18 protein-coding genes are annotated in these 25,011 nt (G+C 36.0%); all 18 read left to right on the top strand.

Going from position 1 to position 25,011, the window contains the following annotated elements:
• Positions 1-428: 428 nt before the first annotated feature.
• The 18 genes from tagH to tssI all read left to right on the top strand — a co-directional run bounded on the left by tagH (position 429) and on the right by tssI (position 25,009).
• Entirely contained in the window at positions 429-2,141 is a 1,713-nt protein-coding gene (gene tagH, locus SP041_RS02630) for a type VI secretion system-associated FHA domain protein TagH (RefSeq protein WP_025564936.1), read from the top strand.
• A 25-nt stretch (positions 2,142-2,166) separates the two neighbouring features.
• Positions 2,167-2,658: a type VI secretion system lipoprotein TssJ gene (gene tssJ, locus SP041_RS02625; RefSeq protein ID WP_051368581.1), complete on the top strand. Its 492-nt coding sequence runs from the start codon at positions 2,167-2,169 to the stop codon at positions 2,656-2,658.
• A gap of 23 nt (positions 2,659-2,681) precedes the next feature.
• On the top strand, positions 2,682-4,010 hold the full coding sequence (gene tssK, locus SP041_RS02620; RefSeq protein ID WP_025564939.1) for a type VI secretion system baseplate subunit TssK: 1,329 nt from the start codon (positions 2,682-2,684) through the stop codon (positions 4,008-4,010).
• Between the two features lie 148 nt (positions 4,011-4,158).
• Positions 4,159-5,469 carry a type VI secretion system protein TssL, long form gene (gene tssL, locus SP041_RS02615; RefSeq protein WP_025564941.1) on the top strand — a complete coding sequence of 437 codons (1,311 nt, stop codon included), beginning with the start codon at positions 4,159-4,161 and terminating at the stop codon, positions 5,467-5,469.
• 22 nt (positions 5,470-5,491) lie between these two features.
• Positions 5,492-9,055: a type VI secretion system membrane subunit TssM gene (gene tssM / locus SP041_RS02610; RefSeq protein WP_025564942.1), complete on the top strand. Its 3,564-nt coding sequence runs from the start codon at positions 5,492-5,494 to the stop codon at positions 9,053-9,055.
• Positions 9,037-9,750 (top strand): type VI secretion system-associated protein TagF, encoded by a 714-nt coding sequence (tagF, locus tag SP041_RS02605; RefSeq protein WP_025564943.1) that lies wholly within the window; start codon positions 9,037-9,039, stop codon positions 9,748-9,750. Before tssM ends, tagF begins: the two co-directional genes overlap by 19 nt.
• 10 nt (positions 9,751-9,760) lie before the next feature.
• Positions 9,761-10,549: a protein phosphatase 2C domain-containing protein gene (locus tag SP041_RS02600; RefSeq protein ID WP_025564944.1), complete on the top strand. Its 789-nt coding sequence runs from the start codon at positions 9,761-9,763 to the stop codon at positions 10,547-10,549.
• Positions 10,550-10,747: 198 nt separating this feature from the next.
• On the top strand, positions 10,748-11,854 hold the full coding sequence (tssA, locus tag SP041_RS02595) for a type VI secretion system protein TssA (protein WP_025564945.1): 1,107 nt from the start codon (positions 10,748-10,750) through the stop codon (positions 11,852-11,854).
• Between the two features lie 44 nt (positions 11,855-11,898).
• Positions 11,899-12,399: a type VI secretion system contractile sheath small subunit gene (gene tssB, locus SP041_RS02590; protein ID WP_025564946.1), complete on the top strand. Its 501-nt coding sequence runs from the start codon at positions 11,899-11,901 to the stop codon at positions 12,397-12,399.
• A complete protein-coding gene (gene tssC, locus SP041_RS02585; RefSeq protein ID WP_025564947.1) occupies positions 12,399-13,892 on the top strand; it encodes a type VI secretion system contractile sheath large subunit in 1,494 nt (497 codons plus the stop codon). The genes tssB and tssC (SP041_RS02585) overlap by 1 nt, the downstream gene beginning before the upstream one ends.
• Before the next feature lie 153 nt (positions 13,893-14,045).
• The gene (tssC, locus tag SP041_RS02580; RefSeq protein ID WP_240791406.1) at positions 14,046-15,590 is read left to right on the top strand and encodes a type VI secretion system contractile sheath large subunit; all 1,545 of its coding nucleotides are present in this window, start codon (positions 14,046-14,048) and stop codon (positions 15,588-15,590) included.
• A 10-nt stretch (positions 15,591-15,600) separates the two neighbouring features.
• Positions 15,601-16,386 carry a type VI secretion system accessory protein TagJ gene (locus SP041_RS02575; protein WP_025564949.1) on the top strand — a complete coding sequence of 262 codons (786 nt, stop codon included), beginning with the start codon at positions 15,601-15,603 and terminating at the stop codon, positions 16,384-16,386.
• A gap of 16 nt (positions 16,387-16,402) precedes the next feature.
• Entirely contained in the window at positions 16,403-16,885 is a 483-nt protein-coding gene (tssE, locus tag SP041_RS02570) for a type VI secretion system baseplate subunit TssE (RefSeq protein WP_025564950.1), read from the top strand.
• Positions 16,885-18,717 (top strand): type VI secretion system baseplate subunit TssF, encoded by a 1,833-nt coding sequence (gene tssF, locus SP041_RS02565; protein ID WP_025564951.1) that lies wholly within the window; start codon positions 16,885-16,887, stop codon positions 18,715-18,717. The genes tssE and tssF overlap by 1 nt, the downstream gene beginning before the upstream one ends.
• Positions 18,714-19,700 carry a type VI secretion system baseplate subunit TssG gene (tssG, locus tag SP041_RS02560; RefSeq protein WP_025564952.1) on the top strand — a complete coding sequence of 329 codons (987 nt, stop codon included), beginning with the start codon at positions 18,714-18,716 and terminating at the stop codon, positions 19,698-19,700. The genes tssF and tssG overlap by 4 nt, the downstream gene beginning before the upstream one ends.
• Positions 19,701-19,734: 34 nt before the next feature.
• Entirely contained in the window at positions 19,735-22,347 is a 2,613-nt protein-coding gene (gene tssH, locus SP041_RS02555) for a type VI secretion system ATPase TssH (protein ID WP_025564953.1), read from the top strand.
• Between the two features lie 285 nt (positions 22,348-22,632).
• Entirely contained in the window at positions 22,633-23,112 is a 480-nt protein-coding gene (locus SP041_RS02550) for a type VI secretion system tube protein Hcp (RefSeq protein ID WP_025564954.1), read from the top strand.
• A 79-nt stretch (positions 23,113-23,191) separates the two neighbouring features.
• Positions 23,192-25,009 carry a type VI secretion system tip protein VgrG gene (gene tssI, locus SP041_RS02545; RefSeq protein ID WP_137297363.1) on the top strand — a complete coding sequence of 606 codons (1,818 nt, stop codon included), beginning with the start codon at positions 23,192-23,194 and terminating at the stop codon, positions 25,007-25,009.
• The last annotated feature ends 2 nt before the right edge of the window (positions 25,010-25,011 follow it).

The raw sequence follows: 25,011 nt of genomic DNA, 5'->3' as shown, positions 1-25,011 counted from the left end.
TTTATTTTAGTGATATTGGAATTAATGTCCTATTAAAACAAAGGATAATAAAATATCTTGCTTGTTTTTAACCTAAGGTAGGTATTTTTAGCGTCATTTAGTTTATATATTGTTTATGTTTTTTGGTGGAAAATATAGATATGTGTTATTTAAAATAAAAAAGAAATGAAAATTATTCACAAATGGGGATTGATGTTTATAGCCATTAAAATATATGATATTTTTTGATGGGATTAGGTCGTTTCTTGATGTAATTATGATTTTGTATGGCAGTTACATTTTTTTTACTAAAGGCGCGTTATTAAAATTTATATCTACTAATTATGATTTACACTCGTATAAAAATATTTATACTCTTCTGAATTAAATTTATTAATAGTGATATTTAGCTAATTTTTCTAAATAATTCATTGAGGTTAAAGTTTCGCATGCGAGTTGATTTTAAAATAGTAAGTTATCATCGTTTATCGCCAGAGCAGGTTTCTGATTTTTCTGTCGAAGAAAATGCAGTATTTGGTCGTTCTAATGCATCTGATTGGTGTTTACCTGACCCAGAAAAAGTAGTTTCAGGTTCTCACTTGAAAATAGAAAAAGAAGCTGATGGATTTTATGTCCACGATACTTCTACTAATGGCGTTTTTATTAATAGAAGCGTTGAGCCGCTAGGTAATCATTCAAAACATCATTTATGCAATGGTGATCTTCTTTCGATTGGAGATTATGAAATTGCGGTCGAGATAAAAGATGATGTACAAAAAGTAAGTCAAAACGATAAAGAACTTATAAAATCTCCTACTTCAAGCCATGTTAAGATACCTGATTCTATTCAGAATGAGCCTGTTGAGTTTCTTGCCCAAGATTTACTTGCAGATGATAAATTAACCGCATTGCCTAGTATTAATAACGATCTTAATGATAATTTCGTAGCGCCTAAATCTACATCGACTAGTGCGATTCCAGAAGAGTGGGATTTTAATCTATTAGATGATGATGAATTGACGACTTCTGAAGAAAAAGAAGATCTTCTTGAAGAACCATCAGCGATTGTTGAAGCAAAATTGGTTATTGATAAAGAGCCATCAGCGATTGTTGAAGAAGAATTGGTTATTGATAAAGAGCCATCAGCGATTGTTGAAGAAAAATTGGTTATTGATAAAGAGCCATCAGCGATTGTTGAAGAAGAATTGGTTATTGATAAAGAATCATCGACTATTGTTGAAGAAGAATCAATTTTTGTTAAAAAACCATTGGCTATTGTTGAAGAAGAGTCATTTATCATTGAAGAGTCTCCTGTTGTTCTTGAGGAGCCAATTGAAGCGCCAGATTTGCATGTTGTTGAACCTGTTGCTATTAGAAAAACGGCGATAACGAATATCAATACAGCTGATATTGCATTGGGTGATGTACACAATAGTGTAGAAGATAACCCGAGTGCTAAATCTACTATCCCTCCTACGATTAAAGCCGCTTATATTGCACCCAAGCAAGCAATGCGAAATGAAAAAAATGTAACGATACCAAACAAAAAAATTGTTAATGCATCGAAAGTAGAAAACACTACCAATAATGATTTATCTATGTTTTTTAAAGGGTTAGGTCTTTCGGATAATGTTAATACAGATCTTATTTCAGAAGACGTTATTTTTGAACTTGGTCAATCGATGAATTTAATGTTTATGGGCTTAATCAAATTATTAAGACATCGTGCTTCTTTAAAAAGTGAATTTAAAATAAATCAAACCACTTTCCAGCCGCAAGAAAATAACCCATTAAAGTTTTCAGCAACTATTGACGATGTATTTAACAATTTATTTTTACATGGTGGTAGTAGCTTTCTATCTTCTGAAATGGCTATTAAATCAGCTTTTAATGATACTGAAAAACATGATAAAGCATTATCAGCAGGCAATATGGGAGCGTTGTTAGGTGTATTGAATCAACTAGCACCAGAGCAAATTAATCTTAAAAATAATCAAGATCATTATTTCGATAAATTGATTCGAGCAAATAAACATGCAAGAAATTGGGATTTATACACTCAATTACATGATGACCTAAAAAATGAAATTTCTACTCATGGGAGCAGTGCTTTGACGGACGAGTTTGTTAAAGCGTATGACGAAAAAATTAAATCATTATAAAGCAATCTAAATTACAGGATATAAAATGAAATTATTTATGAAGCATATCAGCACATTAGCGATTTTGACGAGCGTACTGATGTTATCTGCTTGTTCTAGTTCAAATATTTTTTCTTCAGCGGCTAATGCATTAGTTTCTCCATCAACAGACCTTATATTTCATGTTGCCGAGGATGTTAATCCTGACTTGAATGAACGACCATCACCTGTCGTTGTGACAATCTATCAATTATCTTCACGTACCATTTTTGATAATCAAGATTTCTTTTCTTTATATGAAAACGCACAAGCAATATTAGGACCTGACTTATTAACTAAACAAGAGTTAGAGCTTCAACCTGAACAAGAAATAACTCAAACATTGAAATTAAATAAAAATGCAAATTACGTCGGCATTGTTGTTGCTTATCGAGATGTTGATAATTCTCGCTGGCGTGGTGTTGTTGAAGTTTCTCCTACTGGGTATGACGATATTGATATTAATATCGAAAAATTAGCGGTTTACATTAAAGACTAAGCTTTTAACCTAATAGGAAACTTATGAGTGATATAAATTCAACTGTTTGGTCTGAAGGAATGTTCCTTCGACCTCAACATTTTCAACAACAAGAGCGTTATTTAGAATTCCAAAGCGCCTATATGAATAAAACTTGTACTCCATATCATTGGGGGCTTTTTGATATTGAGATTGATAAAAACTTATTATCGCTTGGGCAATTCGGTTTAAATAATTTGCAGTGTGTTTTTCAAGACAACACTATTGCATTATTGCCAGAGCATGCACCATTACCTAACTCAATCAGTATTGCAGAAGGGGTGGTTGACCAACTTATTTATATTACTATTCCAGTTAATAAAAGTACTAGTTTAAATATCTCAGACCCATCAGAAGCCGTCATTACACGCTTTAAATTTCATGATCAAAATATTATGGACGTGAGTATTGGTAGTGATGCGCTTGAAACATTGCAAGTAGCACAGTTAAATTGTCAACTGAAATTACAAAGTGAAGACCGCTCTGGTTATATTTCATTTGCTATTGCGCGTATTGTTGAAGTAACTGAAGAAGGAGGTGTTTTGTTAGATAGTAAATATATTCCTCCTTGTTTTAGTGTTCATAATTTCCCGATATTATTTAACCTGATTCAAGAAATATCGGGCATGGTCAAACAACGTGCCGATGTATTGGCAGCAAGGCTTAATCAAGGTCAAGGCGTATCGAATTCAATCGCAGACTTCTTAATGCTGCAATTGCTTAACAAGTATCAGCCAATTTTTGAGCATTATCATTCTATTACAGGGCTACACCCTGAGAAGCTTTACACTACGTTGATTAGTTTTGCTGGAGAGTTAGCTACATTTTCAACGCCAGAGAAACGCGTTAAAAAGATGCCAATATATAAGCATGATGAGTTGACGGTTACTTTTGGTTATTGCATGTCCGTTATTAATCATGGGTTAAGCAGTGTATTAGAACAAACAGCAACGCAATTACCTTTAAAAGAAAGACAGTTTGGTATTCATGTAGCCCCATTAAATGATAAAAAATTAATCGACCGTGCAGACCTTATCTTGGCTGTAAAAGCTGACGTTTCAAACGAAGAAATTCGTCAACATTTACCTTCACAAATCAAAATTGGTTCTGTTGATACGATTCGAGATTTGGTTAATAACCAGCTAACAGGGATTGGTTTAACCAGTTTACCTGTTGCACCTCGCCAAGTTCCTTTCCATTCAGGCTACCATTATTTTCAACTCGATAAATCAAGTATTCATTGGACTAAATTGCGTACCAGTGGTGGCATTGCTTTGCATTTTTCAGGTCATTATCCGGGCTTACAACTCGAACTATGGGCTGTTAATAGTTAATGATTCTGAAGGTTGCGTTAAGCAATCAAATTTAGAGTAGATTTTTGAACGATATTGTTTGATGCATTTATATGCTGGCAATCATCGGCATATGCATATGAATAATGCTTTAGGTAATAATTAAAGCATTCATCAAGGACCGAAGAACGTGAATGATAAAACGATTGTAAAACCGACACCTGGTAAGAGAAATGCAATGCCTAGTCCTGGTAAGCAGGCTAACGCACCAGAGCCAACACTAGGGGATGATAGCGACAAAACAGTTATATTTGAAAATGCAAACTATAGACCAGTTAGCAAGCCTATTTTAACTATTTCAGAGAACCCAGTCGTTGACCGTGCAGAACATTTACTTTCACTTTGTTGTCAATTACGCATTATTGAGAGTCACAATGATATTAGCGGATTACGTTATCAATGCATCGAATTAATCAAAAATTATGAACAAGAGCTTAGAGGTGAAAGTATCAGTGCGGACATTATTGAATCTGCACGTTATTGTATCTGTTGTTTCCTCGATGAAACGGTACTAAATACCAAGTGGGGCGAAAATAGTAGCTGGGCTGCAGAAAGCTTATTATCGACATTCCATAATGAAACTTTTGGTGGAGAGTACTTTTACACTTTACTCGATAATGCCATGCAATCACCAACGACTAAATGTCAACTTATCGAATTAATGTATCTTTGTTTATCACTTGGTTTTATCGGAAAAATGCGTTTTGAAGAGCAGGGTGAAACTAAACTAGAAAATTATCGTGAAGCTGCTTACCTAGTAATAAAAGATAATAAACCTGATAGTCATCGCGAACTATCGCCAGGTTGGCAGACTAAAATAGCAAAGGGCACTGAGCTACAACAAACTTTTCCAGTATGGGTTGCGGTGACTTTTTTTGCTGCGGTCATGATGTTTGTTTATATGACATTCAGTTATAAAATAAATGAATATTCTTCATCCGTTTACGACCAACTTACTCAGCTTGTCCCGTGGGAAGATTCAACGTTAGTGGAAACATCGAAAAACAGTGATGAATTCACCTTACTTCAACAACACCTTCAAACTGAAATACAACGTGATCTTATTAGTGTCACTGAACTTAATGATCGTATTCGAATCTCTATTAATGCGCGTTATTTATTCGCATCTGGTAGTGCAGGCCCGCGTCAAGATTTCGAAGTGGTGCTAAGTAAAATAGCGCGTACTTTAGAAAGTACACAAGGGAAAATCTTAATTACAGGCCATACCGATAATGAAAGAATATTTACCACTCGTTTTCCATCTAATTGGCACCTCTCACTTGCGCGTGCGACGTCTATTGCAGATGTACTTGCGCGTAATGGCTCGTTAAGCGGACGTCTCTGGCCTGAAGGTCGCGGTGCAGATGAACCTATTGTTGAAAATGACAGTAAAGAACATCGAGCAATGAATCGAAGAATTGAAATCGATTTATTATATTAGTTGATAAGCAAAGGTATTTTACGTGTCATTTAAATCTGTGTTAAAAAAAATAATGTTTAAACTGAAATCAAAAGCGGTAATAACGGCCATTGGTTTAATTTGTTTAGCTCTACTTATTTGGTTTGGTGGGCCATTGATTGCCATTGCTGGTTATGAACCTTTACTCTCAACTACATCACGTCTGGTAGCATTGTTAATGATTGCTGTATGTTGGGGTGGATTTCATTTTATTAAAGGCATCAAAGAGAAAAAAAATAACGATGCGATGGTCAACACCATGATTAATGGTGATGACAACATTAAAAACGTCAGTGACGAAGCGATAAAAAAAGAAATCGATACGTTACAACAGCGTATGGTTCAAGCACATGACATCTTAAAGACTGCAAAATTAAGTAAGAATAAAAGTGTCTATGAGTTGCCATGGTATATCATGATTGGTCCACCTGGCTCAGGGAAAACCACTGCAATTCAACATTCAGGATTAGAGTACCCATTAAAAGAAAAAATGGGTGTTGATATGATTCAAGGTGTTGGTGGCACTCGTAATTGTGACTGGTGGTTTACTAATAAAGCTGTGCTTATTGATACTGCTGGTCGTTATACAACTCATGATAGTAATAAAAAACAAGATTCTCGTGCGTGGCAGGGATTTCTTGGTTTACTTAAAAAATACCGTCCTATTCGCCCTATTAACGGCATAATTATTAGCATGGGGTTAAGTGACTTACTGAGTCAAACTAAAACCGAACGTAACTTACATGCACGTGCAATTAAACAACGTTTACAAGAATTACAAAACCAGCTTGGCATGACATTTCCTGTTTATGTTTTACTATCAAAATGTGATTTGATTGCTGGTTTTAATGAATTTTTTGATTCATTTGAAAAAGAAGATTGTGAGCAAATTTGGGGCGTTACTTTTCCATTAGAAGCGGAAAATGGAGACAGTATTGTAAGTGGGTTTAATAAAGAGTTTCATGCTTTATTAAAAAACCTTAACGATAAAGTAAATTCAAAGCTTAAAAATGAACGTAATCAAGAACGTAAACGTGTTATTTACGAGTTTCCTAAGCAATTACGTCTATTACAAAGTGCAGCGGATGATTTCTTAAAAGAAATATTCTCGCCTAATTCATACGAAGTTGCACCTATGCTCCGTGGTGTTTATTTAACCAGCGCGACGCAAGAAGGGGCTCCGATTGATAAGCTACCTTCGGATTTGTTGACTTCTAATCGTGCTCATTTAAATACCAGTAATAGTCATCCATCTCGCAGTTATTTTATTAAGCACTTGCTAGAAGATGTTATTTTTCCTGAAAAAGATCTTGCAACGACAAATAAGCATCATGATAAACAACATTTAATTTTAAAGCGTTCAGTACTTATTATCGCATCATTATTAACCATTGGTTTTTCTGCTGCCTGGTGGCAAAGCTATAATTGGAATAGCGATCTAGTTGATAAAACAGAGTCTGCTTTAACCACTTATAAAGACATTACAGAAGGTGGATTAAAAGACACAAATGACATCATAAAAATCACTAAAGGCTTAAGTGTACTGAGAGATCTACCCGTTGGTTTTGTCAATGAACCATCGAGTGATGACATACAAACGTGGGGCTTATATCAAGGGGATAAACTGAAACAGCCTGGTATTGGAGCTTATAAACGTGCATTAAATGCCTATCTTGCACCTTATTTAAGTTCTGTTTTATTACAAGAAATGGCTGAAAATAACGACAACCTTAATTATTTATACCTCACACTAAAAACGTATTTAATGCTTTATCAACCAGAGCATTATAAAGAAGAAGATGTTAAAGCTTGGTTTGAAGTGTATTTTGATCGAAAAATAACAGGTGAAATTAACGCAACGGTTCGTGAACAGCTTAATCTGCACGTAGAGACAATGCTTGAATTAGGTGGTCGTAATCAAAAAGTTGATAACCCTGCGATTAAAGATGCACGTAAAAAGCTGAGTAGACTCACGCTAGTAGAGCGTGCATACCAACGTCTGCAATCGGACTATATTCCAAGTAATATACCTGATTTCAAACTCGTTAATATTATCAGTTTAGATAGCTTAAATGCATTTCGTTACCAAAGTGGTAAAGATTTAACTCAACCTATTCCTGGGCTGTACACCTTTAATGGTTTCCACGGCATATTTAATATAGAAAAAAAACGTATTGTTAAAAGTCTTGTTGAAGACCGCTGGGTATATGGCGAAGGCAAAGATGCGCTCACTGCTTCAAGTGAAGATCAAATTATTAAACAATTAGAAAATAAATACTTTCAGGATTATATCTATTATTGGAATGGTTTCTTGAATGACTTAGTACTGCAACCCTTTGATAATGAAGTTAATGCGAATCATATTATTCATGAGTTAGCGAATTCAGATGCGCCCTTGAAGAATATTATTTTAGCCGTTCAAAAAAATGTCGAGTTAACTAAAGTACCTGTTTCTAAAAATGCAAAGGCAGCGTTATCCGTTGCTGAAAGTGCATCGGATGAATTATTACGTGCTAAAAAATCACGCATTAGTCGCTTATTACCAAAAGACGATCTTGATTTAGAAATACAGCTTCCAGGTAAAGAGGTTGAATATGCTTTTGAAGACTTACTTAACATTAATGCTGCAGATCTTGATAAAGCAGGAGATATTTTAAGAAATCTAGACCGCAATATTGAGAAAAAGAACTTAGCAGTAAATCGAGTATACGGTTTCTCTAAAGATGAATTTCAAATCGACTATGCGCAAGTCGGCCGAGACTTAAATGAGCAAGCAGGGGAGTTACCTTTCCCTGTTTCTGGTTGGTATGACAGCATTTTAGTGTGGTTAGAACGTCGCGTTGCAGTAGAAAATAAAAATAGATTGTCTGAAGCGAAAAAAGATCTCAATACGCTATGGCGTAAAGAAGTCTTAAATGAATGCCGTCGCGCCATTGTTGGTCGTTATCCTTTTGATAATTCAGCAACAAGAGAAGTTAGTATTCAAGACTTTAGCCAATTCTTCGGCTATGGCGGAACGTTGGATACCTTCTTCGATAGACATTTAAGTGAATATGTAGATACCAAACGAAATCCATGGGTATTCTCTGAAAATATTGGCTTAAACCAAAGCATTTTGAGTGTGTTTCAACGAGGTGAAGTTATTCGTGAAAACTTCTTCGAAAGCGGCATGAAAAAAGTACAAGTTAGTTTCGCTCTAAAACCACTGTATTTAGATCGCAATACAAGCCATTTTAAATTGATTGTTAATGAACAAGAGCTTAATTATCGCCATGACCCTATCCGTTCAACGCAGTTTGTTTGGCCTGGTAGCGGTAATGCAGAAACGCGTGTGGTATTTACACCTCCAAACGGCGGACGTTCTATTACTAAACAATATTTTGGTGATTGGTCTTTATTTAGGTTCTTAGATGCTTTGGCTTATCAACGACCAGAAACGAAGAAAGATGACCAACTTAATATTTCTTTAAGTGGTAGTGAAGCGAAGGTGTTATTAACAGCAAGAAGTGCCAACAACCCATTTTGGAAAAGAGATCTAGCGAGGTTTAGATGTCCGAGCAATCTATAATCTTGAAGACTGGGTACTGTGGGAAGATTCCTTCTAAAGGCGATTTTATTCAAAGTGATTTTGATTTTGATTTCTTAAGCATTTGGAGCGAATGGCTACAATCAGTGATTGCTGTGAGTAAAGAACAGCTAGAGCAAAATTGGTTAGATTGTTATCTGACTAGTCCTGTATGGCACTTTTCTTTATCGCCTAATGTGTGTGGTGAGTCTGCTTTTATTGGTACCGTTATTCCAAGTGTCGATAGAGTCAGTCGTTACTTCCCTTTTACAGTGGTTGCTAAGCATAATCTAACAGCCGTTCAGGCTTGGCATGAGAATGAATGGGATGTCAACTTTGAAAACAAAATATTAGAAGTGTTAGAAGACGATCTTGATATCGATACGTGGTTTGAAAAGTTGTCTGAACAAACGGAGCTTTTACAGGTTGAATGTATCAAAGTTAATGATGTCGAATCCTTAGATACGATCAAAAAAGGCTGGGTGATTAAAGGTAAACATAGTCCGACGGTATTGGACCTACTTCATCAGCAATATAATTTACATTTTAACGATTACAGTATTTGGTGGACAACAGGTTCAGATTTGATTGAACCCTGTTTCATCGTTACAGATGGTTTACCTCAGGTTAGCCAATTTGTATCAATGTTAGATGGTCAGTGGAAAAAGCGTGACTGGAATATTTGCGAGCTAGGGTAAAGGGGATTGTATGTCACAAACTAGTCACGCACAAAGTCATCGTGGTGCAGTACGTAAAATTAATGAAGATGCATTTCTTGAGCTTCCGCATAATGGCGTTTGGGTTGTTGCTGATGGGATGGGAGGGCACAGTGCAGGCGATGTCGCGAGCCAATTAATTATCGATACAATACAACGTGTTGTTGAATCTACGGAGTCTCAAGCATTAACTTGTGAAGTGCTCGTCAATGCACTTAAAAAAGCCAATGAAGAACTACTTTATATTAGTAAAAGCCAACTCAAAGGAAAGCTTGCTGGAAGCACGGTAGTAGTTTTATTTATTAAAGAACAACGTTGTCATATGTTATGGGCTGGGGATAGTCGTGGTTATTTATTACGCGATCAAAAACTATCTCAAGTAACAAAAGATCATAGCCAAGTTAATGACATGGTTGATGAAGGTATTCTGAAAAAAGAAGAAGCAGAAGCTCATCCCCTTGCTAATGTCATCACTAGAGCTGTAGGAGTAGATAAAGAGCTCGAGATTGAAATAAAAGAAGTTTATTTAAAACACAATGATGTTTTTTTACTTTGCAGTGATGGCTTAAATAAAGAAGTAAGTGATACAGAAATAGAGCAAGCATTACAATCGAGTTCAATTATTGACTCTGGCATGGCATTACTCCATACCTCTTTAGTGCGTAATGCGCGTGATAATGTCACTTGTGTTTTGATTAAGCATCAACAAAAACAACAACTAGTAACAACACCGTTGATAAATGATGATATTACGATTCCCTTTTTTAGGGCCTTAAGCTAACGATTAATTATTTAAAGTAATAAAGATATTTAGTGTTTACTTAAAAAGCTATCCGAACTTGGTATTGACATGTTTGTTGGCTTTAGAATATATTTCACTTTATTTTTATTTTATTTTTCGATGTTATTTTTTAGTGAATTTTTATAGTGACTTTACACATAAAGTCGTCACCTAGATACGTAAGAGACATGAGTTTATATGAGTTTATTTGATTTTACAGTTGAAGAACTGTGTTTGCCTATATCAGAAGAATCAACAACAGGCGCCGATCCAAGATCAGATATTTCTCCAACGTCGACTTACTACTTACTGAAAGACGTACGTAATAATGCGCGCACCAGTGAGCGTAAAGCATTAATAGATGAAGAAAGCATGGGATCTGTTGTCATTGAATGGCAACCAATACTTGATCAATTACCAAAAATCTTAATTGAAGATAGTAAAGATTTAGAATACATCGCTTGGTACATAGAAGCACTATGTCGCAAGTTTGGATTTAAAGGACTGGCCTTTGGTTTTGAATTAACAACAAAACTCATTGAACTATATTGGGATGATATTTATCCAATGCCTGATGACGGTGATATGCAAGAGCGTATAGCACCGTTAATCGGCCTTAATGGTATTGACGGTCCTGGAGCCTTGGTTGCTCCTATAAAATCTATTGCAATCACTGATGGCATAGATGTTTTCTCAACTTGGCAATACGAGCAAGCATGTGAAATTCAACGGTTAGATTCTGATAAGCAACAAAAGAAAATATCGGGTGGTGCGATTTCATTTGAAGATGTAACACAAAGTATTAAAGAAAGTACCAACTCTTTTTATATCGAATTACATAATGATGTTGAATCCGCTTTAAATGCTTTTTTATTGTTATCTGAAGCGATGGATAAAGCAATGAAAGGGGATCCGCAACCAACAAGTTATGTACGTAAGGCATTAGAGTCTTGTTTACATACGGTTAGTCATGTTGCCAAAGATATTTTAATTGAAAAAAAAGCAATTGAAGAAGAACAAGAAGCTATTCCTGAAGAAGTTGAACAGGAAGTGAATGAATTACCTGAGTCTGCTTTGCAGGCACAAGTAGAAACTCGCGAACAAGCACTACGTAAGTTGGATGAAATTGCTAGTTTTTTTAGAAAAACTGAGCCTCATTCACCTATGTCCTATGCCATTGAGCAAGTTGTTCGTTGGAGCGAATTAAGTTTACCTGAATTACTTCAGGAGCTTATTGTTGATGGAGATGCTCGAAATGGTTTCTTTAAGTTATCGGGTATAAAAACTGAAGACGCATCTAAATAATCCCTTTATTTAAATGCGTCATTTTCAATGTTAAGGAGTTTAACTTGAGTATACATAGTAAATTAAAAAAAGTAAGAAAGCCTAGAGTTCATATTACCTATGACGTAGAAACAGAAGGGGCAGCAGTAAAAAAAGAACTACCTTTTGTAATCGGTGTAACAGGTGACTTTTCTGGGCACAATACACAAGACTTAAAACCGCTTAAAGATCGTCGTTTTATTCAAATTGATCGTGATAATTACAACGACATTTTAAAACGTATGAATCCGAAATTAGATATCCAAGTTGAGAATACATTATCAGATGACGATTCTGAAATTGCGGTTAATTTATCATTTAAATCATTAGATGACTTTGAGCCTGCTGCGATAGTGAATCAAGTTGAACCATTAAAGCAATTAATGGAAACACGTAATAAATTACGTGATTTGATGACTAAAGTGGATCGCTCAGAAGATCTTGAAAACATCTTAGAAGAAGTACTTAATAATACATCAAGTCTAGATAAATTAGCATCGGAACTAAAAATTGAAGGAAATCAATAATGAGTACTGAAGAGCAAATTTTAGAGAATGCCGCAGCAGAAGAAACGGTTAGTTTATCTATTTTAGAACAAGCGATTGGTGCCACTAAGCAAACTGAAAGCTCACGTTCTGAAGAGTTGATCCGTTCATTAACTGAAGAAGCATTAAAAGGAACCGTTAAATGGAACAAAAACTTAACGGTTACATTTAGAGAAGCCATTGCTGCACTTGATATGACTATTTCTAAACAACTTTCTGTGATCATGCACAATAAAGAACTACAGAAGTTAGAAGGGAGTTGGCGTGGTGTTCACCACATGGTGAACAACTGTGAAACAAGCAAAACGTTAAAAATTAGAATTATGAGTTTAAGCAAATCTGAACTGCATAAAGATCTAAGTAAAGCCGTTGAGTTTGACCAAAGCCAAACCTTCAAAAAAATCTATGAAGCTGAATTTGGTACACCAGGTGGTGAACCTTATGGCGCATTAGTCGGTGATTATGAGTTTACTAATCACCCTGCTGATATCGAAACATTATCATTAATGTCAAATGTAGCAGCTGCGGGTTTCTGTCCGTTTATTTCAGCTTCTTCACCATCACTTTTTGGTTTTGAAAACTGGGAAGAGTTAACTAAGCCGCGTGACCTAGAAAAAGTATTCGAATCATTAGAATACACAAAATGGAATTCATTCCGTGAAAGCGATGATTCTCGTTTTGTAACGCTAACAATGCCTCGTGTATTAGCACGCTTACCTTACGGTGAAGCAACTAAACCTGTAGAAGCGTTTAGTTATGAAGAATTCGAATTAGATGAAAAAGGCATGCGCTCAGCAACAACCTCTTCAGACGAATACTGCTGGATGAATGCTGCATATCCAATGGCGACAAACATGGCGAAAGCGTTTGCTTCTTACGGTTTTTGTACTGCAATTCGCGGTGCTGAAGGCGGCGGTAAAGTTGAAGGTTTACCGACTCATGTGTTTACTAGTGATGATGGCGATCCAGATATTAAATGCCCTACAGAAATTGGCATCACAGACCGTCGTGAAGCAGAGCTAAGTAAATTAGGTTTCTTACCGTTATGTCATTATAAAAATACTGATTTTGCAGTGTTCTTTGGTGGTCAAACATGTCAACAACCAAGAATTTATGACAATCCAGATGCGACTGCCAATGCAGCCATTTCAGCAAGACTGCCTTACATGATGGCCACTTCACGTTTTGCTCATTACTTAAAAGTAATGGCGCGCGATAAAATTGGTTCTTTCATGGAAGCTGAAGATGTTGAAACGTGGTTAAACCGTTGGATCCTGTCTTATGTAAATGCAGCTGAAGGTGGTGGTCAAGAAATACGTGCTAAATACCCATTAGCTGACGCTAAAGTACAAGTTAAAGAGATTCCCGGTCAGCCAGGTGCATACAACGCAATTGCATGGTTAAAGCCATGGTTACAAATGGAAGAATTAACATCATCTTTACGTTTGGTTGCAAAAATACCAACGATTGGTTAATTAAACCTTTTTTTCTATGCGTATTGGCTAGAAAAAATTATTGTTTTATTTATCCAATAAACATCAGTGGGATATACGTTTTGCATCAGCGATGGGCAAAACGCATTTTCCACTATTTTTTATTTTTATAAGCAAATTAAAAAAGGATCGAATTTGTCATTGTTCAGCGAAGTATCTTTTTTAGATACAGAAACATTATTTGTTCAGCAGGAAAATGTGTCGATTCCTTCGGACACTTCTGTAAAAAAGTCGCTAAGCAAACGTGCAAAGATGGAACGTTTTCTCTATGAGTCTGACGATGTTAAATCGATTTTACTTTGGCTAGAAAACTTCTCGATTCCAAATAAAAACCTCACACGAAAAAGCCTTGAGCCGTTATTATTAAAAACAATTAGCGAGCTTGATGTCATGATTGAAAAGCAGATCAATTCCATATTGCATCACAAACAATTCCAAGCATTAGAGGCAAGCTGGCGTGGTTTAGCTTACATAATTGATCAAAAGGAAACGCAAGATAAAGAGGACAAATCAAAAATAAAAGTCCTTAATTGTAGCTGGAAAACACTCAGTAAAGACTTTGATAAGTCAATTGAGTTTGATCAAAGTGCTTTTTATAAGCTAGTACACAGCAATGAATACGATACTTCTGGCGGTGAACCATTTGGCGTTATTATTGGTGATTACCAAGTCTCACATAAGCCGCAAAAAGGGCTAAAAACAAATGATATCGATACCTTAAAAGATATCTCACGTGTTGCGGCTGCCTCTTTTTCTCCATTTATTACCTCTGCTGATTCATCACTTTTTTCCGTTGATGATTATTCTGGTTTAGGCTCTTATATCAATTGGTCTAAAAACTTTGAACAGCCTGAATACAGTAAGTGGCGTGCTCTAAGAGATATGGATGAATCCCGTTTTATTGGCATCACCGTACCCAATATATTAATGCGAAAGCCTTATAAAGAAGATGGCACAAGAAAAGAAGGTTTCAAATTTAAAGAATCAATCAAAGATCCACAAAAAGATCATTTGTGGGGAAATGCCGCTTATGCTTTCTCTGGTGTTTTATTGCGCGCATTTTCTGAATCAGGTTGGTTTGGGCAAATCAGAGGGATGGAGCCTGGCTTTAGGACCAAAGGGTTAGTGTGTGATTTACCAGCCGCTCAATTTGAGAATGAAAAATACCAAAAAAATAGCAAACCATCAGTTAATCTGCAGATTGGTGATAAATCAGAAAAAATACTCTCTGATAATGGTTTTATTCCAATTATTCCAGTGAAAGGCTGTGAACATTTAGTCTTTTTCAGTAACGCATCAGTTCAAAAAGCGAAACAATATAATTCATTAGCTGCAACAGTGAATTCTAAATTATCGACTATGTTGCAGTATATTTTTTGTGTTTCTCGTTTTGCCCATTATCTCAAAATACTAGGGCGTGAAAAGTTAGGTACTTATAGTTCAGCTGAACTTTGTGAGCGTGACTTACAAAAATGGCTACACCAATACACAGCAAGTGGTGATTCAACATCTGATTCAGTGCGTTGTAAATACCCTTTATATAGTGGTCAGGTCAAAGTTAAAGAGATAGCGAGTAAGCCTGGTTCTTATTATTCAATTATCCAATTACAACCACATTTTCAACTAGATCAGATGATTTCAAGTATCAGGTTGGTTACAGAATTTACACCTCAACATTAATGGAAGAGAGATGAAAAAAATTAAAGAAATGTTACAAGCAGGAAAGTTAACTGAAGCGATTCAATTTTTAGAAACTCAGTTAAAAGATGATCCAATGAATGTCGAATATCGCAGCTCGTTAATTGAATTGTTATGTATTAAAGGTGATCTTGAACGTGCAGATAAACAATTAAATTTAATGGTACAAAAACATCCTGATTTTATCATTGGCGCAACTAATTTACGCCAATTAATTCGCGCAGAACAAGCAAGGAAAGACTTTGCTAATGGAGTGTCTGTGCCTGAGTTATTTAATGGTACGACACCACACAGTGAAGCCTTATTACAATTAAGTGTTGAGTTGCATAACGGCGATGCTGCCTCAATGAAATTAAAAGCTGAAAGTTTAGAAGAAATTCGTCCTGAATTATCGATAAAACTTAATGATAATGTTGTTGCCGAAATGCGAGACCTTGACGATACATTAGGTGGTTTTATCGAAATATTTGGTACTGATGGAAAGTTCTATCTTGCTGAGTTATCACAAATTGACTTTATTACATTTAAACCTGCTGAATCAATTATTGAACAAGTATGGCGTCGTGTTGACTTAAGTATTAAAGATGGGCCTTCAGGCGAAGCGCATATTCCGCTTGTTTATGCACAAAGTGAAACTGATGCTGAAAAGTTAGGGCGTGAAACGGATTGGAAAGAATTCAGCACTGATTTTATGGTTGGAGTGGGTCAAAAAATGTGGTTTGTTGATGATGCTGCAGTACCATTTTCTGACTTTATTCGCTTAGAATCAGCTAGTTAATTATAGATAGGTTGAGATGAAAGTTACTAAACAGACTAGGAATAATGCTTCTTTGCTCGATAAGCTAATCGATGACTCTCCTCAGGATAGATATGAAACTGAAAGTTACCGAGGTATTAGTTTATCTAAATTGCGCCGCTATGTAGCAAGAGATCTTGAGAACTTACTTAATGCAAAAGTGCAATGGAATACTTGGCCTGATTATTATAAAGAATTAGACCAATCTTTGGCTAATTACGGTATGTCCGACTTTTCAAGCATGGCGATTGGCAGCATGGAAGGTCGTCAGTTACTGTGTGACAAAGTAACTGAGTCTATAAAACGCTTTGAACCTCGCTTTGTTGAGGTATATGTCGAAACGGTTGATAACGACCAACCTTTAGACAGAATCTTAAACCTACGTATTAACGCACTTCTTCATAACGATTCTGAGTTTATTGCTTTTGATTCTGAAGTTGAACCTGTTCACTTAGGAATGAAAGTAGTGGAGTCTTTATAATGAATGATGAACTATTAAGATATTACAACAAAGAGCTGTCTTTCATTAGAAACATGGGAGCGGAGTTTGCAAAAAACTACCCTAAGCTGGCCGGACGCTTAAAACTAAGTGAAGAAAATATTGAGGATCCTCATGTTTCAAGGTTGATTGAAGCTTTTTCTTTGTTGACAGCCCAAGTTAGGCAGAAGCTTGATGATAGTTTTCCAGAATTAACCGATGCATTATTAGGTCAACTATACCCAGACTATCAAGCCCCAATTCCATCGATGTCAGTGATAAAAATGGAAACTGAAAATGTTTCTACTACTGGTGTTGTACTACCTCGTGGAACAAAAGTTGAGAGTCAAGCACAAGGTCTTAAAACCTGTTATTTTCAAACGTGCTATGACACAAAATTATGGCCTTTAAGTATTACTGACGGTAAGTTTCAAAATGCGCCTTTTAATGCACCTAAGTCAATATGGAGTCAGCCAGCACGGTCTGTTATTAAATTAAGCTTTAGCACTGATTTTAAAGATGTAAGCATGCCAACACTCGGTATTGATAAACTACGTTTTTATTTACATGGTCAACCTCAACAATCTTTTTTGTTATACGAGTTACTTTCTGCTCATTGTATTGGGTTAGGTATCTGTAAACCTGGTGAATTTAACAATATACAATATTTAGAGCCTAGAAATATAAAACCTCTAGGATTTGACGATGATCAACAAGTCGTTCCCTATAGCAAGCGCTCTTTTTCAGCTTATCAAACACTGATTGAAAATTTTGTTTTTCCTGAAAAGTTTTTATTTTTTGAAATAGAAAACTTTAACCAAAAATGGCCAAATATTGAGGATAAATTCGATATTTACATTTACCTAGATCAAGTCTCTGAAGATCTAGAAAAACAAGTGACGGCTGAAACATTCATGCTTGGGTGCACACCCATTATCAATTTATTTGAGCAAGAGTTAGAGCCTATTCGTATTGAGCCTTCTCAGCATGAATACAAATTAGCCGTTAAATATATGGATTCTGATGTCTCTGAAATCATTCAAATAAAGAAAGTAGAAGCATACGATCAGAAACAGAACTCAATTAAAGTGACGCCATTCTATGGAGAAACACATCCATCGTATGAAGACCAAGACAGAGCTTTTTGGCATGCTCGAAGAGAAGCATCTAGTTGGGCAGGTGGCAGTGCTGAAAATGGAACAGAGCTTTATTTATCGTTAATTGATCATGAATTTAAAGGTTTCCATTTAGAAGATGAGTATAGCCGATGGATTTTACGTACTTCAGCATTATGTAGTAATCGTAATTTACCTACCTACCTTCCATTTGGTAGTGATCAGGTTGCAATGACCGTTGCTGAACATGCCGATATTATCACCCAGGTAAAATGTTTATTAACACCAACAACACCGGTTAGAGCTGAATTAGGTGACGCGACACGTTGGCAGTTGATTAATCATTTAACGCTTGATCATTTCCACGGTGATAATGCGCTTTCAACGTTAAAAGAGACTTTAAAACTATACGACTTCAAAAATACGCCAGAAAATAAAACATTGATTGAAAACATCGAAGGTATTGAGCTGAAAAGCGCTACCGCGAGAGTTAATCAAAAAGGACGTATTAGCTTTTGTAGTGGCACTGAAATATTATTAACCTTCGCTACAGATCACTTTGCTGGTAGTGGTATTTTCTTCTTCTCCGCAATTCTAGATCATTTCTTCTCACAATTTGCAGCCATTAATAGCTTCACTCGCTTAAGTATTAAATTTAAAGGGCAAGATAATATTTATCATCAGTGGCCTAGCCGTGCGGGAAATATTAAATTGCTATGAACATAAAAGATCTCCTAGATAATCCAACGGAATACGATTTTTTTCAAGCGGTGTATACCATTGAGAGACAGTTAGCGGTAGGTAAAGATCAACAACAAAAAGTTGGTCACGACAGCATTCCTAAAAATGAATTGATCCGTTTTAAATCAGATCAAACGTTAGGTTTTCCGGGGGCGCCACTAAGCAAAGTAGAACAGCGTACTGCTTCTAAAAATAATACTGCTTATGATATGCACGTTTCTTTTATGGGAGTTACTGGCTCAAATGGCGTCTTACCTCAGCATTATACAGAGTTAGTACTAGAGAGAGTTAGATACAAAGACACTGGCATGCGTGACTTTTTTGATCTGTTTAATCACCGCTTACTATCATTATATTATCGCGCATGGGAAAAGTATCGCTTTCCAATAGGCTTTGAAAATTATAGCGAAGATAAACCTGATGCTTTCTCAAACGTACTAAATCAACTTACCGGTAATACATCTAGCTCAGGTAAATATTACGCAGGTTTTTTCAATCGTAAAATTCGTAATGTGCAAGGGCTAAAGCAAGTCCTTAATGACTTTACTGGTTGTGAAATTGAAATTGCACAATTTCAAGGGAAATGGCAACAACTGGCAGAAGCAGATCAAACTAGATTAGGTAAACGTTCACAACCCGAAGGCCAGTTTGCTTGTTTAGGGCATGATTCATGTATTGGCAGTAAAGTATGGGATATCAATTCAAGTATCAATATTACTATTAAAGTTAATTCTAAATCGAACGTGAAAGACTTTTTAAATGGCGGCAGTATTAATCATGGTGTTAAAGACATCATTAACAAATATTTAGGCACATCTATCCAACACAAATTACAACTTGAGTTGCTTAATGAGCAGGTCGCCATTTCGCAATTGTCTAAAAATGCAATACCACTAGGTAAAGGTGGAGGACTTGCAATTCACAGAAAAAATTTAAAGAAAAAAACAATAATATATCTGTAAATATGAATAAGTTAATAAATCAAAGGATAACGATATGTCAGCAATGACTCTGAATAAACTAGTTGAAAAACTCAATGCCGAATGTAAAGAATCATTAGAAAAAGCAGCGTCTATTTGTAATGGAAGAAGTCAATTTACAGTTGAAATTGAACATTGGTTACAAGCAATGTTAGAAAATGACATTGGTGATTTAAAGCTTATTGCATCAACATTTGATTTAGATAGTGACCAACTCATCTCTGAATTACGCATCGGTTTAGAAAAACTAAAAACAGGTAATAGTGCATCACCAAGTTTATCTCCGCATATTGTTAATTTATTACGTCAAACTTGGTTAAATACAACAATTGAATTTAACGACGCTAAAATACGATCGGCTTATATTATTTACACATTATTGAAAGATGAGTCATTGTGTTCACTTATCTCTCGTTCAGCTAAACAATTATTAGAAATTGATGCTTCACAACTCTTGCATGCATGGCCACAAATCTCAGCACAATCTCAAGAGCAGCCAGGATCGGCTTCAAATGAAAGTGAAGCAGCTACACAAACTAGCGGTGCAATAACCAAAACACCTAGCCTTGACCAATTCACACAAGACTTAACCGCTCAAGCGAGAGCAAATAAATTAGACCCAATTTTAGGGCGTGATAACGAAATACGTCAAATGATTGATATATTAACGCGCCGTCGTCAAAACAATCCAATCTTAACGGGTGAAGCTGGCGTAGGTAAAACCGCAGTCGTTGAAGGGTTAGCATTAAGAATTGTAGAAAAAGATGTCCCTTTAGTGCTTCAAAATGTATCAGTACGAGTACTTGATTTAGCGTTATTGCAAGCTGGTGCAGGCATGAAAGGGGAATTTGAAAATCGCTTAAAAGCATTAATAAATGAAATAAAAGCATCAATCAACCCAATCATCTTATTTATCGATGAAGCGCACACCATGATCGGCAGCGGTGGTCAGGCAGGGCAAAATGATGCCGCTAATCTATTAAAGCCAGCTTTAGCTCGTGGAGAGCTTCGTACAATAGCTGCAACAACGTGGGCTGAATATAAAAAATACTTCGAAAAAGATGCGGCTTTAGCTCGTCGCTTTCAAGTTGTGAAAGTGGAAGAACCAAGCGAAGAAACCGCTATTATCATGATGCGTGGTTTATTACCTATCATGGCAAATCATCATAATGTACTTATTTCAGATCAAGCATTAAAAGCATCTGTTTCATTGTCTAAACGTTATATTAATGGTCGACAACTGCCAGACAAAGCAGTGAGTTTATTAGATACAGCATGTGCTCGAGTTGCAATGAGCCAAGCTTCAACACCAGGTGCAGTAGAAGCATTGCAACGCAAAGAGCAACAAGTGACGGCTCAAATAAAACTGTTAGAAAACGAGCAAAAAACAGGCGTTATTCATAAAAAACAATTACTCGCGTTAAACAAAACATTGAAGCAAGCTCAGAAAGAACTCATCCCATTAAACGAGCAATGGCAAAAAGAGTTACAGCTTGTAAAACAAATTTCAGTATTAATTACCGCACTACAACAAGATAAAGTTGAAGACCAAAAAGAAAAACTTGAAGAATTAACAAAAATCAAAAAAGAGATGCTAAGTAATCCATCTCCAATGGTGCATTGGGAAGTGGATGAACAATTAGTGGCAGAAGTCATTGCTGATTGGACTGGTATCCCGGTAGGTAAAATGAAAAGTGATGAAATAAAAAATATTTTATCACTACAAGAAACAATGGCTAAACGCATTATTGGCCAAAACGATGCATTAGATATCATTGCTAAAACAGTACAAACATCTCGTGCACATTTAAGTGACGAAACAAGACCAAATGGAATCTTTTTACTAACAGGTCCAAGTGGAGTGGGTAAAACAGAAACCGCATTAACGCTAGCTGAACAAGTTTATGGTAGTGAAGAGAATGTCACCGTTATTAACATGTCAGAGTTTAAAGAAGAGCATAAAGTATCAATGTTAGTTGGTGCTCCTCCTGGTTATGTTGGTTATGGAGAAGGCGGCGTATTAACAGAAGCCGTTCGTCGTAAACCTTATAGTGTTATTTTGCTAGATGAAATGGAAAAAGCACACCCTGGCGTACAAGATGTATTTTATCAAGTTTTTGATAAAGGAATTATTAAAGACGGCGAAGGCCGAGATATTGATTTCAAAAATACCATTATCATTATGACATCTAATGTAGGCACGGACACAACCATGGAGTTATTTGAAGATGAAGAAACAGCACCTTCTTTCTTAGGGTTGCAAAAAGCATTAAAAAATGATCTTTTAGATATATTTAAGCCTGCGTTTTTAGGCCGAGTTAATGTTGTGCCTTATCTTCCTTTATCTAAAGAAGTTATCAATGAAATAGCAAGATTGCAACTCGAAAGAATAGGAAAGAGATTTGATAAAAATTATCAAGCAAAATTTGAGTATTCAGAAAAAGTGGTAGAAAAAATAACATCGATGTGTGACGATAGTGGATCAGGTGCAAGAAATATTTATAACATTTTACAAAAGTCTTTATTGCCACAACTGTCTGTTAAAACACTTGAAAAGTTATCAGAAGGTAAAAAGATAACCGCTATTAAAGTAGGTGTTAGCAAAGATGAATTTACTTTTAAAGTGTAATCAAAAAGCGTCTAACTAATTGAGAGTAGTTGAAGGGATGACTTTCATGGAATATGTTAATACATTGTTTTTATAATGATTATATTGCATTAAATATCAAATTTAATTCAAAATTTCATTGTCATTTTTTGCTGTTTTTGTATACTGTTTGCTCTTCAAACTAGACGTTAATGTTTTTGTTTGAAGTCATTTGTTGTTAAAACATTTACAGTAAATTTATGCTTTAAATGTACTCAACTACTTCTTTAAAATATTTTATAAAACCTATGTATAAGGGACATTTGAATGCAAGCAAATACTTATTTAAATTATGAAGGAATCAAAGGCGAAACAACTGCTGAGGAATATGCAGATTTAATTACTGTTCTTTCTTTAGATTGGAATGTTAGCCGTGAACTATCTTCATTCACTGGTACTGCACAAGACCGTGAAGCAAGTTCTACTCGTTTAGGCGATGTAACAATCACTAAACTACAAGACAGTGCGTCACCAGACCTTTTTAAAGAAGCAACAATTGGTAAAGGTAAATCAGCTGTTTTTCATATCACTAAACAAGGTGATAAAATTGAAGAAATCATGAAAATCGAATTAACAGATGCAATGATTTCAAGCTACAGCGTATCTGTTCAAGGCGACCGTCCAGTTGAACACATCACAATCAGCTACACTGAAATGATGATGACTGTTACTCCAACAGACGATCAAAATAACATTACTGCACCGTTAGTTTACGGTTACAGCGGTGTTAAAGGTCAACAAATGTAATTTTGTTGATTTAAGACTCTAAGAGCAACACTATTGTTGCTCTTAGAGACTTGTCAGATTTTTATCGTTAGGGCCAAGAATGCAAAAAGCGACACAATTAAACAATACCATCAGCATCTCAACACCACTCGGTGAAGATGTACTTTATTTAACTCGTTTTTCAGCTCAGGAAGCAATCTCTCAACTGTTTTCTATTTCTGCCTCCATGTACACCATCGGTACCCGAATTTCTTTAGATGACCTTATTGGTCAACCTGTCAGTATTAAACTGAAAGGTGGAGAAGGACTACTGTTTTCATTATCAGATAGATATTTTCACGGTGTAGTGAGTTATGTTGAGTGTAGTGGTGCTCGTACCGCGGCGGCTGGCGATGATGAAGATTACCTAGATTACTACTTAACGATTCAACCGACTGCTGCTTTTATGAAAAAACGCAGTAACTGTCGTATTTACCAAAATAAATCTGTGATTGAAATTGTGACTGATTTATTCGGTCAACATAACGTTGAATTCAAAGATTTAACGACTTCTTCTTATCCTAAATATGATTACTGTGTTCAATATCAAGAGTCAGACCTCGATTTTGTAAGTCGATTATTACAACTCGAAGGCATCTTCTATTATTTTGAACATACTGACGCTTCTCATACCTTATTATTGGTCGACTCTGCAACAGCTTACGAAAAATGTGAGCAGAGTTTAGTAGAGTGCAATTCAGGTTCTTTGTCTGTTCCACATGTCGCTAGCTGGCAAGGTGGGTTAAGTATGGTCAATGGTGCTTTCTTACAAAAAGGTTATGACTTTAAACAACCCAAAAAATTCCCGTCTGGTGACAATGCAAAAGCATCAATGCCATCGCAAGAAAAATATGAAATTTACGATTACATTGGTGAATCAGAATATAATAAACGTGCAAAACCTGCTGCCGACATACGCTTAGAAGCATTACAAAAAGATATGCTCAAATCCTCAGGCCAAAGTGACTGTAGAAGTTTTGGCGTCGGTAAAACTTTTACGTTTACTAAGCATGAAGATTCCCGCTACATAGGACAAAGCTTCCTCATTACAGGAATGCGAACAGAAGCAACACAATCAAATCAAACGGGTGCGAGCCAGTTTGGTGGTGATGTCTACCGTAACAGTTTTGAATGTGTACCTAGCGATACACCATACAGACCAACCGCATTAAGAAATAAACCTCTTATTAACGGCGTACAAACTGCTGTTGTGACGGGTGATGCGGGTGATGAAATTCTCGTCGACAAATACGGTCGCGTAAAAGTACAGTTTCACTGGGATAGAGAAGGTCAAAATGACTCTAAAAGTTCTTGTTGGATACGTGTAGCGCAAAACTGGGCTGGTAATAAATGGGGCGCTTTCTTCTTCCCGAGAGTCGGCCAAGAAGTCTTAGTTGATTTTATTAATGGCGACCCAGATCAACCTATCATTAGTGGTGCAATTTACAATGCGGATTTAATGCCTCCTTATACGCTGCCTGATAAAAAAACACAAAGTGGCATCAAATCGCATAGCACTAAACAAGGTGCGGCGAGTAACTTTAATGAATTACGTTTTGAAGATGAAAAAGGCAAAGAGCTGCTATTTTTTCAAGCAGAAAAAGATCACGAACTAAACGTTAAAAATAACCAGACCGATACAGTCGGTAACAACCGCATTACGCAAGTTAATAATGATGACACTTCAACCATTGCTAATAATCAAACGATTGATGTAGGTAAAACACTCAATATTACAGCAGGCACAGAAATTGTGTTAACAGCAGGTGGTGCATCTATAACCATGAGCAGTAGTGGTGCTATTGATATTAAAGGCACTAATATCACTGTTAACGGCACGGCTATTTCGCTAAAAGCCGCCGCTATTTCGTTGAATTAATG

The organism is Psychromonas sp. SP041, from assembly GCF_000470315.2.
Taxonomy (GTDB): domain Bacteria; phylum Pseudomonadota; class Gammaproteobacteria; order Enterobacterales; family Psychromonadaceae; genus Psychromonas.
This window is presented reverse-complemented; position numbering and strand designations above follow the sequence as displayed.